The sequence below is a fragment of the Flexivirga meconopsidis genome (assembly GCF_026162425.1).
GTDB classification, from domain to species: domain Bacteria; phylum Actinomycetota; class Actinomycetes; order Actinomycetales; family Dermatophilaceae; genus Flexivirga; species Flexivirga meconopsidis.
The window spans coordinates 167,841-180,280 of the sequence record NZ_JAOBQJ010000004.1; the positions used below are offsets into that span (position 1 = coordinate 167,841).

The window sequence follows — 12,440 nt, forward strand, 5'->3', positions numbered from 1 at the left end:
GACCTGCGAGGTCATGGCGCATCGTCGTCGCGGGGCAGAAGCTCGTCACGTCAGTGAGGAACCAATGCAAAGGAAGCCGTGATGGACACCGTTGTCAACGACTACCTGGCCACCTGGAACGCACAGGGCGAGCAGCGAACTGCCTTGCTGCAGAAGGCTTTCGCGCAGGATGTCACCTACACCGATCCGCTGGCGGAGACGACCGGCCGCGCCGAGCTCGATGCGGTGATCGATGCGGTGCAACGGCAGTTCGCCGGCATGACGTTCACCCCGATCGGGGAGCCGGACCGTCATCACTCGCAGGTGCGTTTCCAGTGGGGCCTGGGCCCGGCCGGAGCGGAGCCGGTCGTCATCGGGTTCGACGTGGTCGTGCTCGACGGCGACGGCCGGGTCGCCGACGTGCGCGGCTTTCTCGACAAGGTGCCGTCCTGATCGCGAGATGCCGTTTGGTGTCCGCTGTGCCGGGTAGGCGACTGGTGCAACAGCCGCAGGCGAAGGAGGAGAACCATGACCGACGCTTCACAGGCACGCGGATCCGGCGCACCGGGTGAGGACGACGAGCGGGCCGACGGTGGTCGCGGCGCGCGAGCATCCGGCAGCAGCAACGACGTCGCGAGCGGCGGCAGCTCCGAGCATGCCGAGTCGGGCAGTAGCGAGGACGAGGCCACCGGAGACACTGAGGCCTGAAAGGACTCCGACGAAACCGCCGGGCCGGACGGTTCGGACGATTGACTGTTAGCCGACCTGTGGCCGGGGCGCCCCCGCGGCCCGGCCACAGGGGTGCCCCGCAGTCTCACGCGTCGGCGTCGGCCGACCGCGCGGTGAGGTGTTGCTGCAGGCGCTCCAGAATGCCGGTGAGCAGCCGGGAGACCTGCATCTGGCTGGTGCCGATGTGCAGGCCGATCTCCCGCTGGGTCAGGTTGTCGACGAACCGGAGACGGACGATCTCGCGTTCTCTCCAGGTCAGGGTTGCCAGGGCAGGGCGCAGGAGGTCGATTGCCTCAACCCGTTCGAAAGCCTCGTGCGCCGCCGGATCGGACAGCATCTCCACCAGCGAAACCAACGTGCCGTCCCGCAGCGGCGCATCCAACGATTCCGATCGGTACTGCTGATCGGCGGCCTGCGCCATACGGACCGCCTGAGGGGACTCACCGACGCAGCTCGCCACCTCGTCGACGCTCGGTGACCGTCCGAACTCCTGCAGCAACTGCTGCTGGGCGGCCAGCACCTTGATCCGGTTCTCCTGCACCGCACGTGGCGGCCGGACAGCCCAGCCGTGATCGCGGAAGTGCCGCTTGATCTCGCCCGAGATCGTCGGGACGGCGAACGCGCTGAAGGTGCGGGCGTGTTGTGGACTGAATCGGTGGACGGCCAGCACGAGACCGACGAACGCGACCTGTCGAAGGTCATCGGCCTCGATGCCGCGACCTTCGAACCGGCGTGCCAGGTGCCGAGCCAGCGGGCGTTGCAACAGGATCGCCTGCTCGCGGTATCGGGCCGCCTGGGTCGCATCGGGGGCAGCATGGGCGAGCGTGAGGAGTGTGTTGGTGCGTGCTTCGACCGCGTCGTCGACACGGGAAGCCTGATTGACGGGAGGCATGTCTGCCCAATCGCAGAAATGAACCTGGACCAGCCCGGCTGCTTGAGCTGATGTCGTCACCATCAGCAGACCACACCTGCCGCGTTCCTCACAAGACAGAGCCACACTGGTCGGGTGAATTCGCCGATGCAGCAATGGGTTTGCGTTACGACGGACGTGCGGAGCGCGGCGGCGTATGGTGACCAGGACATGTGTACGACGGGGCGCGGCGAGAGCGGGCAGCGGATGAAGCAAATCGTGACCGAGCAGGCGGATGATCTGGCGCGTCTGGCCGAGGAACTCCATGCGGCGGCGGACCCCATCGCCACCGCCGACCAGGTCGTGCAGTTCGCCTGCCGCGAGCTCAGTGCCGACCACGGCGGGATCACCCTGTTGGCGCGGGGCGGTCGATTGCAGACCGTCGCGCCCACCGACCCACTCGTCGGCCGGCTGGACGAGTTGCAGGAGGAGGTCGGCGACGGGCCGTGCAGCGAGAGTGCCACGGAGCAGGAGACGGTCTTCTCGGCCAACCTCGCGATCGACGACCAGTGGGGCGGGTGGGGGCCGGCCGCGGCTCGGCTGGGCATCGAGAGTGCTCTCGCCACTCAGCTCAGCGGCCGGGACGGGCGGCGGCTCGGAGCGCTGAATCTCTTTTGGCGTCAACCGCATGCGTTCGACTCCAACGACATCGCGTTCGCGACGTTGTTTTCCCGGCACGCGGCGATCGCCCTCGAGGTCGCCCAGACGCAGGAGGGCCTGCGCACCGCGCTCGACGCCCGCAAGCTGATCGGTCAGGCACAGGGCATCCTGATGGAGCGTTACCGGCTCGACCCCGACCGGGCCTTCGAGGTGTTGCGCCGCTTCTCGCAGGAGAAGAACCTCAAGCTGCGCGATGTCGCGGCACACCTGGTGGGCACCGGCAGTCTGCCCGCCGCCGAGGACGGCTGAGCAGCCTCGCAGGCCCCTGAGTCGTCGTTGCGTCAGGGCACGTCGCCGCGGACGATCAGCTCGACTGCGGTCTGCAGATCCCGCGCCGTTCGCGGTGCAGTGGCGATGGCTGCCGCAGACGTGTTCGGGCCTGGTACGAGCACGCTTCGAGCACCTGCGCGCAGCGCACTGGTGACGTCCTCCCCGAGGTGACCGACGACGGCGAGTGCGCTCACCGGCACGTCCAGCTCGCGCGCCGCACGGCTCGGCATACCGGGCTCGGGCAGGCGGCACGAACAACCGGCGTCGGGCGCATGCGTGCACAGCTGCCAGGTGTCGAACGGCCCCAGCAGGCGGTCCACCTGCTCGTTGACGGCGCGCATCTGGTGGCGAGTGACGTCACCCGCCCCGACCGCGGTCTCGGTCGCCATCAGCCCGACCCGCACACCCTTCCTGCGCAACCGGTCCACGGCCGCCCGGGCGCCCGGAAGCGGTCGGACCTGCCCCGGGTCGGTGTTGAGCGGAATGTCGCGGATCAGCGTGCCGTCCCGTTCGAACAGCACGGCCAGCACCTCGGTGGGCCACGCCGCTGCGACCCGGTGCCGCAGCTCACCGCGCAGCCGTTGCATGACCGCGACCGGTGACTCGATGATGCCGGCGGCGGCCGTCGACCAGCGGCTACGGCCCGGACGTTGCCGCTGTATGACGCGAGTCGCGACCAGCGCCGCGCTCGAGGTGACTGCGGCTCCCGCCAAGAGGAGCGGCAGGCGGCGGGGGATCGGCGCACCGACGCCACGCGCTGCCGCTGCCAGATTGGCAGTTGCGGCAGCGGCGGTCGTCCCGGCATGCCACCCGAAGTGGCCACGTGGCGCACCAATCGTCTGTCGCCAACGCCGCCCGTGCATGCGACGAAGCAGGGCGTCGTCCGCCATACAACGGTAGGGAGGGGCTGGAGCCGGACGGGGTTGTGTTGCGCGGTGATCCAGCTGCCGCGCAGCTTGGCGCAGCAACCAGCCGTCTCGGTGCATGCGTAGTGCTACGTCGATCGCGGCACGGCTGCCGCACCGGTAACGCTCATCGAAGCCGCCGACTTCGTTGAGCGCATCTCTGCGCGCTGCGAGGTCGCCGAGCGACCAGGGTGAGACTGCGCCGTGGCGGCTGCGTCCCGCCGGGGACTGTCCTTGACTGAGGCCGGTTCGGGCGCCGGCGGCCGCCAGTTCCCGCATCAGCTGATCCGCCCATTCGAGGGTGACGCGGACGTCTGTCGGCAGGAAGACCACCCACTCCGTATCGCAGACCCGCCAGCCCAGGTTCGCTGCGGCGGGCAGTCCGCGGCCCCACGATCGTTGGACCCGGACGGCGCTGCGGGCGCGCAGCTCTCGGGGAATCGCGATGTCCGGCAACGGATTCGACCGATCGTCGACGATGACCACCTGGGCGGTCGGGGGGAGTGGTGTCGCGGCCAGGCTCACCAGTAGCGGTTGGAGGGAGAGCTCGTCGCGGGTGGGTATGACGACCCCGGGCGTGGGTGACATCGGCAACCTCCTTGCACGCCAGCTGTTTCGGCCTCCGGTTGCTGGCCTACCCGAAGCGTGGGCAAGTAAAACCGGCACGTTATTCTACGTTTTGTAGAACTACTGCCGGATCGGAGAAACCATGCGTCTCACCCCACGCCGTCTCGCTATCCCGGGGGCGGCGATTGCGCTGACGGGCATTGCTGCGTGCGGCAGTTCGACCTCGAGCGGTGCGGGGAGCAGCGCTTCGCCGACGACCGGCTCGGCGCAGCCGAGCGGGGGGATGAAGGGCGGCGGCAGCGGGATGAACATGGCGGGTGCGCCGGACTGCACCCCGGTGCCGAAGCTCGCCGCGGCACCGCGCCGGATCGTGACCATGGACGCCGGCGCCGCAGCATTCGTGCAGCGACTCGGCGCGGGTGACCAGCTCGTCGGCACGGCCGCACCCGACTTTCGCGACGCGTTCACCGGGGTGGCGCGCGGCGATCTCGACAAGGTCAAGGTGATCGACCCGGGCCGCGGCAACCGGGAAGCTGTGCTGGCCGCGAAACCCGATTTCGTCACCGGCATCTCGGTGTACGAACTCGGCTCGTTCGACGGCAACCCCACCGCAGAACAGTTGGCGGAGAACGACATTGCGGCGTACGTCGCCTGTCCGTCGACGGCGCCGGTCACCGACCTGACCCCGACCTACAAGTACGTCAACGACCTGGCCACTCTTGTCGGTCGGCCAAGCGCCGGCCGGCAACTGGTCGCCACCATGACCAAGCAGGCCGGCAGCCGTTCGGGAGATACCCCGGTGCTGGCACTGTCCAGTGTGCCGACGGGTGGTCAGGGCATCAGCACCCGAGGTGCCACGAGTCTCGCGAACGGCATCATCACCCTCGCCGGCGGCAAGAACGTCGCGGAGTCGGTGAAGGCCGACATGGCGCAGCTCTCCGCGGAACAGGTCAGCCTCGCCAACCCCAAGGTGATCGTCGCAGTCAGCGGACTCGGCCCGCAGACCGACAAGGAACTCGTCGACGCGATCAAGGCGAGTCCGCTGCTGCAGAGCACCGATGCGGTCAAGTCAGGGAACGTGGTCGCGGTGCCGCAGTCGATCATGCTGTCGCCGAGTGTGCTTAATCCGCAGGCAGTTTCGACCGTCGCGGACGCCGTAGCCAAAGCGAGGTGAACAGCTCGGGCATCTGGCGCAAGGTCCCGCTGTCGGCTCTGCTCGTCGTCGGCGTCACCGCGCTCGGGCTGCTGGCGATCCTGGCGACCGGTGTCGGTGCGGTGCAGATCGCCCCGAACGACGTGGTTGCCGGACTGTGGCGGGGAAGCACCGGGCAGCCGCGGAGCGGACCATCGGACTTCATCGTCTGGAACCTGCGCGCGCCCAGAGTGCTCGAGGCGATCGTGGTGGGTGCGGGCCTGGCTCTCGCCGGGGCGATCGCGCAAGCCGTGGTCGGCAACCCGATCGCCGATCCCTACGTCCTCGGCCTGTCGTCCGGAGCCGGTCTGGGAGCGGTCGCCGTGATCACCACGATCGGCGTGGGTGTTGCCGGTTCGCTCACCCTCCCGCTGGCGGCGTTCGTGACCGCGCTCCTGACCGGGCTCGTGGTGCTGATCATGGCGCGCTCCGGCACCCGATTGGACCCGAGTCGCATTGTGATGGTGGGCATTTCGGTCGGCAGCCTGCTGTCGGGCATCACCTCCTTCCTGCTGCTGCGGACCGGTAACGGCGATGCCGCCCGACAGGTGATGTTTTGGCTGCTGGGCAGCCTGTCCGGGGCTGAATGGCGCCTCGTGATCATCAGCGCACCGCTCGTCCTGCTGGCCGGCGGTGTGGCGTTACTGCGGGCCGGCAGGCTGAACCTGCTGTCGCTCGGTGACGACTCCGCGGCGGCGCTCGGCATGCGTCCGGCACGCGCACGGGCCGGATTCTTCGCTCTCGCAGCGTTTCTCACCGGTGTGGTCGTCGCCTGCTCCGGCACCATCGGCTTCGTCGGACTGGTGATGCCGGCGCTGGCTCGCGTGCTCGTCGGCGCCGACCATCGGCGGGTGCTGCCGGTCGCGGCCCTGCTCGGCGCCCTGCTCGTGCTGCTCGCCGACACCGCGGCGCGAACAATCCTCGCTCCCACCGAGTTGCCCATCGGGATCCTCACCGCATTCGTCGGGGTGCCGGTTTTCGTGCTCGCGGTGCGTCGGCAGGCCTCCGGATGACGGCTTTGCAGATCGACCGATTGACCGCCGGGTGGGGGAGCGCGGCCGTCATCCACGACGTGACTCTCGAGGTGCCGGCCGGCTCGTTCACGGCGCTGGTCGGTCCCAACGGGAGCGGCAAATCCACCCTGCTGGCAACGCTTTTCGGCGGGCTCACGCCATACAGGGGCAGCGCGCGACTCGGTGGGGACGACCTGCTCGCCATGCCCGCCAAGCAGCGCGCGCGGCGCGTCGGTGTTCTCACCCAGCAACCGCCGCTCGGTCACGACTTCACCGCCGGCGAGATGGTGCTGCTCGGACGGACACCCCACCTCGGCCTGTTCGCCCGGCCCACCGAGGCCGACCGCGCCCACGTCCGGTCCTGTATGGCGCAGACCGGCACCTCAGACCTCGCGCCACGCCCCATGTCGACCCTCTCCGGCGGCGAGCGGCAACGCGTCCTGCTGGCACGCGCGCTGGCGCAGCAGCCGGACCTGCTGGTCCTCGACGAACCGATCAACCACCTGGATCCACGCCATCAGCTGGAGGTGCTCGAACTGTCCGCGGGAGCCGGGCTCACCACGATCACTGCGCTGCACTCGCTCGACCTGGCGGCGTTGCACGCCGACCAGGTCATCGTGCTGGACGGCGGTCGCCTCCGCATCGCCGGCTCCCCGGACGAGGTGCTGACGCCGGACCTGGTCCGAGAGGTGTTCGACATCGCGGTGGAGCCGGTGATCGACAGTCGCGGCCGGCGCAGGCTGCTGACCATGCCCAGTGCCGGTGCCGGGTAGATTGTGCTCCGCACGAGTCGAGGAGGAGACGTTGCGGCGCAGCCACGGAGGGCTTGAGGCGGAGGTGCTCCGCCTCCTGTGGTCCTATGACGAACCGGTCACCAGCCGGGTGCTCTGGGACGCCTTCGATGACGACGGACGCCCGGCCCGCACGACGTTGCTCACCGTGTTGAGCCGCCTGGAGGGCAAGGGTCAGGTGCAGCGAGTCGCGGGCAACGGCGGCGCGTTGTTCAGCGCGATCCGCACCGACGCGGCACAGGCTGCCGACTCGATGACCGAGACGCTCGATCACGTCACCGACCGGCAGGCGGCATTGACCCACTTCGCCGGTCAGCTCGACGGCGCCGACGTCGACCTGCTGCGGCGGGTGCTCGGAGACGGCGGTAAGTGATCCGGCTCGTCTACGTCCTCGCCCCGCTGGTCGTCGCCTTCGGCGTGATGCTCGCCGCACCGCACGCGTTGCGGTCGGAGCGGTGGAGCGTGCGCCACCCGGACCTGGCCATCGGGGCGTGGGTGTCGCTCATCCTTGCCGGCTGCGCGTTGTTCGCGTTGAGCATCTGCGCCGCCCTCACGCTGGCGATCATCAGCGCCGGCCGGCATCACCACAGCACCTGGCTCGGACCGACCGCAGTCACGATCCTCGCCTGGACCGGTCTGGCCGCTGTCGGTGCCCTGATTGCCTTGGTGGCAGCACGATTCGAGCCCATGTCGCGGGCGGAGCGGGCCACCGACCTGCAGCTGGAGCTCCTCGCCGCGAGGTCCGGATACGGGAGGGACGAGGTCGGCGGAATCCCCGTGGTGTACGTCGACGGCAGCCGCCTGGCCGCGATGGGCGTGCGATGCGGAGGGCGCCGGATCATCGTGACCAGCGCCCTGCGCGAACGCCTCACCACCGGACAGTTGCGCACCGTGCTCGAGCACGAGCGTGCGCACCTGAGGCGTCGGCACCACCTCGTGCTGCGCCTCGCCGGACTCAACCGGGCGTGTTTCCCGTCGTTGCGTGGCGCGCGGGCGTTCGGCAAATCGGTCCATCTGCTGGTCGAGATGTCCGCCGACGACCACGCCGCACGCGTCTGTGGCGTCGATGCGACAGCGTCAGCACTGGAACGGGTCGCCGAGCTCCAGGACCTTCCCTCGGCTACCTTGCGGGCCCGGCGACTGCGCTGCGGCCTGAGCGCCGCCACGTCACCGAAGCGGCTCGAAGTTCTTCAGCCGCAACGAGTTCGAGATCACCAGCACTGACGACATCGCCATGGCAGCTGCCGCGATCAGCGGGTTGAGCAGCCCCGCTGCCGCAATCGGGATGGCAGCCACGTTGTAACCGAATGCCCAGACCAGGTTGCCGCGGATGGTGCCCATGGTCCGTCGCGACAGGCGCACTGCGTCGACGACCGCGCGCAGGTCGTGCCGGACCACGATGACGTCGGCCGCCTTCATCGCAATATCGGTGCCCCGCACCAACGCGATCCCGAGGTCGGCGGTGGCAAGCGCGGCGGAGTCGTTGATGCCGTCGCCGACCATCGCCACGCAGTGCCCGCCGGCCCGGAGCTGCGAGATCGTGGCGGCCTTCTGGTCGGGCAGCACACCGGCACGCACATCGTCGACACCCAGCGATCTGGCGACGCTGCGGGCGGCCCCCGCTGAGTCACCGGTGAGCAGCACCGTGCGCAGGCCGAGTGCTCGTAGCGCGGCCACGGCGGGCGCAGCGGACCGTTTGACCGAGTCGGCGATGCTGATCGTGGCGACCACCTCGTCGTCGAGCGCGACGACCACCGTTGCGGCTCCGTCGGATTCGGCTCGCGCGATTGCTTCCACCCCGGCGTAGGGAATCGGTAGGCCGCGCTCCGGGAACAGGCCGGGCCGGCCGACCAGCACCCGCCGCCCGTCGACCACGCCCTCGGCGCCGGACCCGGGCAGTGCGCTGAACGAGGCCGGTTGCCGCACCGCGCCGACTGTCTGCTCGGCATGCCGCACGATCGCTCGTGCGACCGGGTGCTCCGACGCCGACTCCAGGTCCGCCACCACGCGTAACACTGCGTCGGCGGACTGCTCGCCGAGCGGGGTGATCTGTCGCACCGCCATCGTGCCCGTGGTCAACGTGCCGGTCTTGTCGAAGACGACCGTGTCGATTTTGCCGCTCATCTCGAGTGCGTCGTGACCCTTGATGAGGATGCCGAGCTGGCCGCCGCGTCCGACGCCGACCATCAGCGCTGTCGGCGTCGCGAGACCCAGCGCGCACGGGCAGGCGATGATCAGCACCGCGACACCGTTGGCCAGGGCCTGATCGACCGTGGCTCCGAGGGCCCACCAGGCGACCCCGACCGCACCCGCGATGGCGATCACCGCCGGCACGAAGTAGCCGGTCACCTTGTCGGCGACCTTCTGCGCGCGGGACTTTCGACGTTGTGCCTCGTCCGCGATCGCGGCCATTTGGGCCAGCCTGGTGCGCTCACCGACGGCTTCCGCGCGGACCACCAGCCGACCCGTCAGGTTGCTCGTTCCGCCGAGGACTGCATCGCCGGGACCGACTTCCAGCGGCATTGATTCACCGGTCATCGCGCTGGTGTCGACCGTCGAGAGGCCGTCGGCGATGACGCCGTCGGCCACGAGCCGCTCGCCGGGTATGACGGCATACCGGTCGCCGACCCTGAGGTCCTCGGTCGGAATGGTCTCCACGGTGCCGTCCGCGCACAGTCGACGCACCTGTTTGACGGCCAAGCCCGCCAGCGCCTGCAGGACGTCGCCCGCGCGGCCGCGGGCACGGGTCTCGAAGTAGCGGCCGCCGAGCTGGAAGGTAACCATTCCGGCGGCGACGTCGAGGTAGATGGCGTCCGCCCCTGCGGGGGTCGTGCCGAAGCCGAGCCAGTAACCGGGCGCGTCGGCCGGCGCTATCAGCAGCACGTAGAGAGCCCAGCCGAAAGACACTGTCGCGCCGAGGGATACGAGCGTGTCCATGGACAACGCCCCGTGCCGCAGACCGCGCAGCGTCGCCTTGTGGAAGGGCCACGCGCACCACGTGACGATCGGCACCGCGAGCAGCACACAGACGGTCTGCCAGCCGGCAAAGCGCCAGGACGGCACCAGGGCGAGCAGGATGGTCAGGTCACACAAGGGCACCGCGAGGAGCGCGGCGACCGCGAGTCGGCGCCGCAAGGACGACAACCGAACCGCAGCGGCGCGCTCCGACCAGGTGTCGTCCTCCGGATCGTGCAGAGCAGCGGTGTAACCAGCGGATTCGACTGCGGCGATGGCGATCTCGGCTTGTTCGGGCCCGAGGCCGGTGATCGTTGCCCGGTCGGTCGCCAGGTTGACGGTCGCCCGCACCCCGTCGAGCTTGCCGAGCTTGCGCTCGACTCGGTTGGCGCAGGCTGCGCACGTCATACCGCCGATGTCCAACTGCAACTGTGCGGTGTGCGCGTCCCGTGCTGTCTCAACCGCGGTCATGGGTCGACCCCTCTCGCTGCCTTCCGCCCCTCAGCTGGGCGAGCATGTCGTTGTATGCGTCGTGTGAGGTGTCGAGCCCACTGTCGAGATGTCGGTCCTTGCGTTTGGCGATCCGGGAGTCTTCCCGGGACCACTGCAGCACCAGCGCGACGATGACGATGACGAGCGGGAATTCACCTGCGGCCCAGGCGATTCCGCCGCCGACGTATTGATCGCCGAGCAGATCGGTCATCCAGGGTTCGTCGATGTAACGGTAGAAGGTCTCGGCGATCACCGTGTCACGGGTCATCACCACGATCCCGAAGAACGCGTGAAACGGCATGGCGGCCAGGATCATCGCCAGTTTGCCCAGGTGCGGCAGCGGACGTGGCGGCTGGTCGACCCCGATCGCGAGCCCGTAGAAGAGATAACCGATCATCACGAAGTCGAGATAGGCGAGTTGGTGTGCCCAGTGGAAGCGCAGCGTCTCCTCGAACAACGCCGTGAAGTAGAAGACGTAGTACGACCCGACGAACATCGCGAACACGTGGAACGGGTGGTACATGAACCGCATGAACCCCGAATGCATCAGTGCGGTCAGCCACTCGTGCGGACCGGCAGGCTGGCCCTTGGCGTGTGGGGTGCTGGCCCGCAGCAGCAGGGTGACCACACCACCGAGCACCATCAAGATCGGGCCCAGCATGTTCAACGTCATGTGCAACGCCATGTGCACGCTGAACTCCACACCGGCGTAGCGACCCATGCCCGACGACGTGGACACGGCGACGACCAGCCAGCCGAGGACCCAGGAGATGGTCCGGCCGACCGGCCAGCTGTCGCCGCGCCGGTGCAGCCGGCGGACCGCGAGCAGGTAGCCGGCGATGGCGACCACGGCAAGCGTGATGAACAACAGGTTCGGCCGCCAGTTGGTGAGGTAGGTCAGCAGGCCGGGAGGCTCGGTGACGTCGAACCCGAGAAAATTCTGGGCGATGGACGTGGGCTCGAAGTACTGCGGCGGCGGGATGCGCCCCATGAGCACCGTCACACCCGCGGTCAGCAGTGCCGCACAGCAGGCCGGAATTGCGCGGACCGGACGTGGGCGCAGCAGCACCATGATCACGACCAGCAGCACGAACTTCACCGCGAACAGCCGCCCGGTCCACGTCGCCCAGGGCGCGCCCCCAGCGAGTTCGAAGGCACTGATCACCAGGTCGGCGGCGATCGTGATGGCTCCGAACGCCAAGCACCACAAGCGCATTCGCCGCGCACCCAGCTCGTGACGAAGCACCTGCGGGCGACTGACCGCGACCATCAGCAGGCCGATCAGTCCCGCGAGGGTGGGCGAGGCGAACATCGCCGCGTCACCGCCGAAGTCGTGATTGGGACCGACCAGCACCTGGGTGACCAGCACCGGTGCGAGGAGCCCGACGACGACCACCGGGAGCGCGAACGCGACGATCTCCCACTTGGCGGCGAGCAGCGCCATACCTGCGCTGAGGAAGGCAAGCACGGCAACGACCATCCAGGCGCGCGGGAGGTAGGCCGCCTGGGCGAGGTAGCTGACCGCGCCCTGCTGCCCGAGGGTGTCCAGCCCCTGCCCGGAGGCGTCGGCACTGTCCACGAAGATCAGCGCGGTCGCGGTGACACCCCATTGGAGCGAGGCCCACATCGCCGGTTGCAACTCCTGGTCGCGCCCGATCGCGAGTCGGCTCCCGCCGCGGCGCGGGCTGATGAAGGCAACGGTCAACCAGGAGCCGAAGGCGTATGCCGAGGCCAGGTATGCCGACAGCTGCAGCACGGCACTGGCGAGCGCGGTGGCCGCTCCCGGATAGGACAGGTGAACCGGCGTGTACCCGCCGTCACCGAGCAGCAGCACGCCAACGACCACCACGACGGCGGGCAGGACGAGCCCTAAAGGAGCTAGCGAGCGGGCGGCCGTGGGCAGCGTCGCCGGTCGGGCGGTCGTCGGCTCGGCATTCACGAACGGCGATTTTACAGTTTGTAGAACGACGCTGCGCA

General features: G+C 69.1%; 12 protein-coding genes. 8 read left to right on the plus strand and 4 right to left on the minus strand.

Annotated elements, in window-relative coordinates; all coding sequences use genetic code 11:
• Nucleotides 1–81: 81 nt before the first annotated feature.
• Both N2M23_RS14310 and N2M23_RS14315 read left to right on the plus strand, forming a co-directional pair.
• A complete protein-coding gene (locus tag N2M23_RS14310; RefSeq protein ID WP_265446355.1) occupies nucleotides 82–432 on the plus strand; it encodes a nuclear transport factor 2 family protein in 351 nt (116 codons plus the stop codon).
• 75 nt (nucleotides 433–507) lie between these two features.
• The gene (locus N2M23_RS14315) at nucleotides 508–687 is read left to right on the plus strand and encodes a hypothetical protein (RefSeq protein ID WP_265446357.1); all 180 of its coding nucleotides are present in this window, start codon (nucleotides 508–510) and stop codon (nucleotides 685–687) included.
• 106 nt (nucleotides 688–793) lie between these two features.
• Here N2M23_RS14315 and N2M23_RS14320 read toward each other — a convergent pair whose 3' ends face one another.
• Nucleotides 794–1,600: a sigma-70 family RNA polymerase sigma factor gene (locus N2M23_RS14320; RefSeq protein WP_265446359.1), complete on the minus strand. Its 807-nt coding sequence runs from the start codon at nucleotides 1,598–1,600 to the stop codon at nucleotides 794–796.
• Nucleotides 1,601–1,789: 189 nt separating this feature from the next.
• On the opposite strand from N2M23_RS14320, the gene N2M23_RS14325 reads away from it, so the two are divergent.
• Nucleotides 1,790–2,527, plus strand: a complete 738-nt coding sequence (locus N2M23_RS14325; RefSeq protein ID WP_265446361.1) for a GAF and ANTAR domain-containing protein — start codon at nucleotides 1,790–1,792, stop codon at nucleotides 2,525–2,527.
• Between the two features lie 32 nt (nucleotides 2,528–2,559).
• On the opposite strand, the gene N2M23_RS14330 is transcribed toward N2M23_RS14325, so the two are convergent.
• Complete coding sequence (locus tag N2M23_RS14330) at nucleotides 2,560–4,041, minus strand: HAD-IIIA family hydrolase (RefSeq protein WP_265446363.1); 1,482 nt, start codon at nucleotides 4,039–4,041, stop codon at nucleotides 2,560–2,562.
• 121 nt (nucleotides 4,042–4,162) lie between these two features.
• Between N2M23_RS14330 and N2M23_RS14335 the strand changes: the two genes are divergently transcribed.
• The 5 genes from N2M23_RS14335 to N2M23_RS21020 are packed head-to-tail and all read left to right on the plus strand — an operon-like array spanning nucleotide 4,163 to nucleotide 8,240.
• Nucleotides 4,163–5,194 (plus strand): ABC transporter substrate-binding protein, encoded by a 1,032-nt coding sequence (locus N2M23_RS14335; RefSeq protein WP_265446365.1) that lies wholly within the window; start codon nucleotides 4,163–4,165, stop codon nucleotides 5,192–5,194.
• Entirely contained in the window at nucleotides 5,191–6,225 is a 1,035-nt protein-coding gene (locus tag N2M23_RS14340; RefSeq protein ID WP_265446367.1) for a FecCD family ABC transporter permease, read from the plus strand. Before N2M23_RS14335 ends, N2M23_RS14340 begins: the two co-directional genes overlap by 4 nt.
• Complete coding sequence (locus tag N2M23_RS14345; protein WP_265446368.1) at nucleotides 6,222–6,998, plus strand: ABC transporter ATP-binding protein; 777 nt, start codon at nucleotides 6,222–6,224, stop codon at nucleotides 6,996–6,998. Before N2M23_RS14340 ends, N2M23_RS14345 begins: the two co-directional genes overlap by 4 nt.
• The gene (locus N2M23_RS14350; RefSeq protein ID WP_265446370.1) at nucleotides 6,988–7,389 is read left to right on the plus strand and encodes a BlaI/MecI/CopY family transcriptional regulator; all 402 of its coding nucleotides are present in this window, start codon (nucleotides 6,988–6,990) and stop codon (nucleotides 7,387–7,389) included. The genes N2M23_RS14345 and N2M23_RS14350 overlap by 11 nt, the downstream gene beginning before the upstream one ends.
• The gene (locus N2M23_RS21020; RefSeq protein ID WP_265446372.1) at nucleotides 7,386–8,240 is read left to right on the plus strand and encodes a M56 family metallopeptidase; all 855 of its coding nucleotides are present in this window, start codon (nucleotides 7,386–7,388) and stop codon (nucleotides 8,238–8,240) included. The genes N2M23_RS14350 and N2M23_RS21020 overlap by 4 nt, the downstream gene beginning before the upstream one ends.
• On the opposite strand, the gene N2M23_RS14360 is transcribed toward N2M23_RS21020, so the two are convergent.
• Nucleotides 8,184–10,442: a heavy metal translocating P-type ATPase gene (locus N2M23_RS14360; RefSeq protein ID WP_265446374.1), complete on the minus strand. Its 2,259-nt coding sequence runs from the start codon at nucleotides 10,440–10,442 to the stop codon at nucleotides 8,184–8,186. The genes N2M23_RS21020 and N2M23_RS14360 overlap by 57 nt on opposite strands.
• A complete protein-coding gene (locus N2M23_RS21025; protein ID WP_265446376.1) occupies nucleotides 10,429–12,402 on the minus strand; it encodes a cytochrome c oxidase assembly protein in 1,974 nt (657 codons plus the stop codon). Before N2M23_RS21025 ends, N2M23_RS14360 begins: the two co-directional genes overlap by 14 nt.
• Nucleotides 12,403–12,440 lie beyond the last annotated feature (38 nt).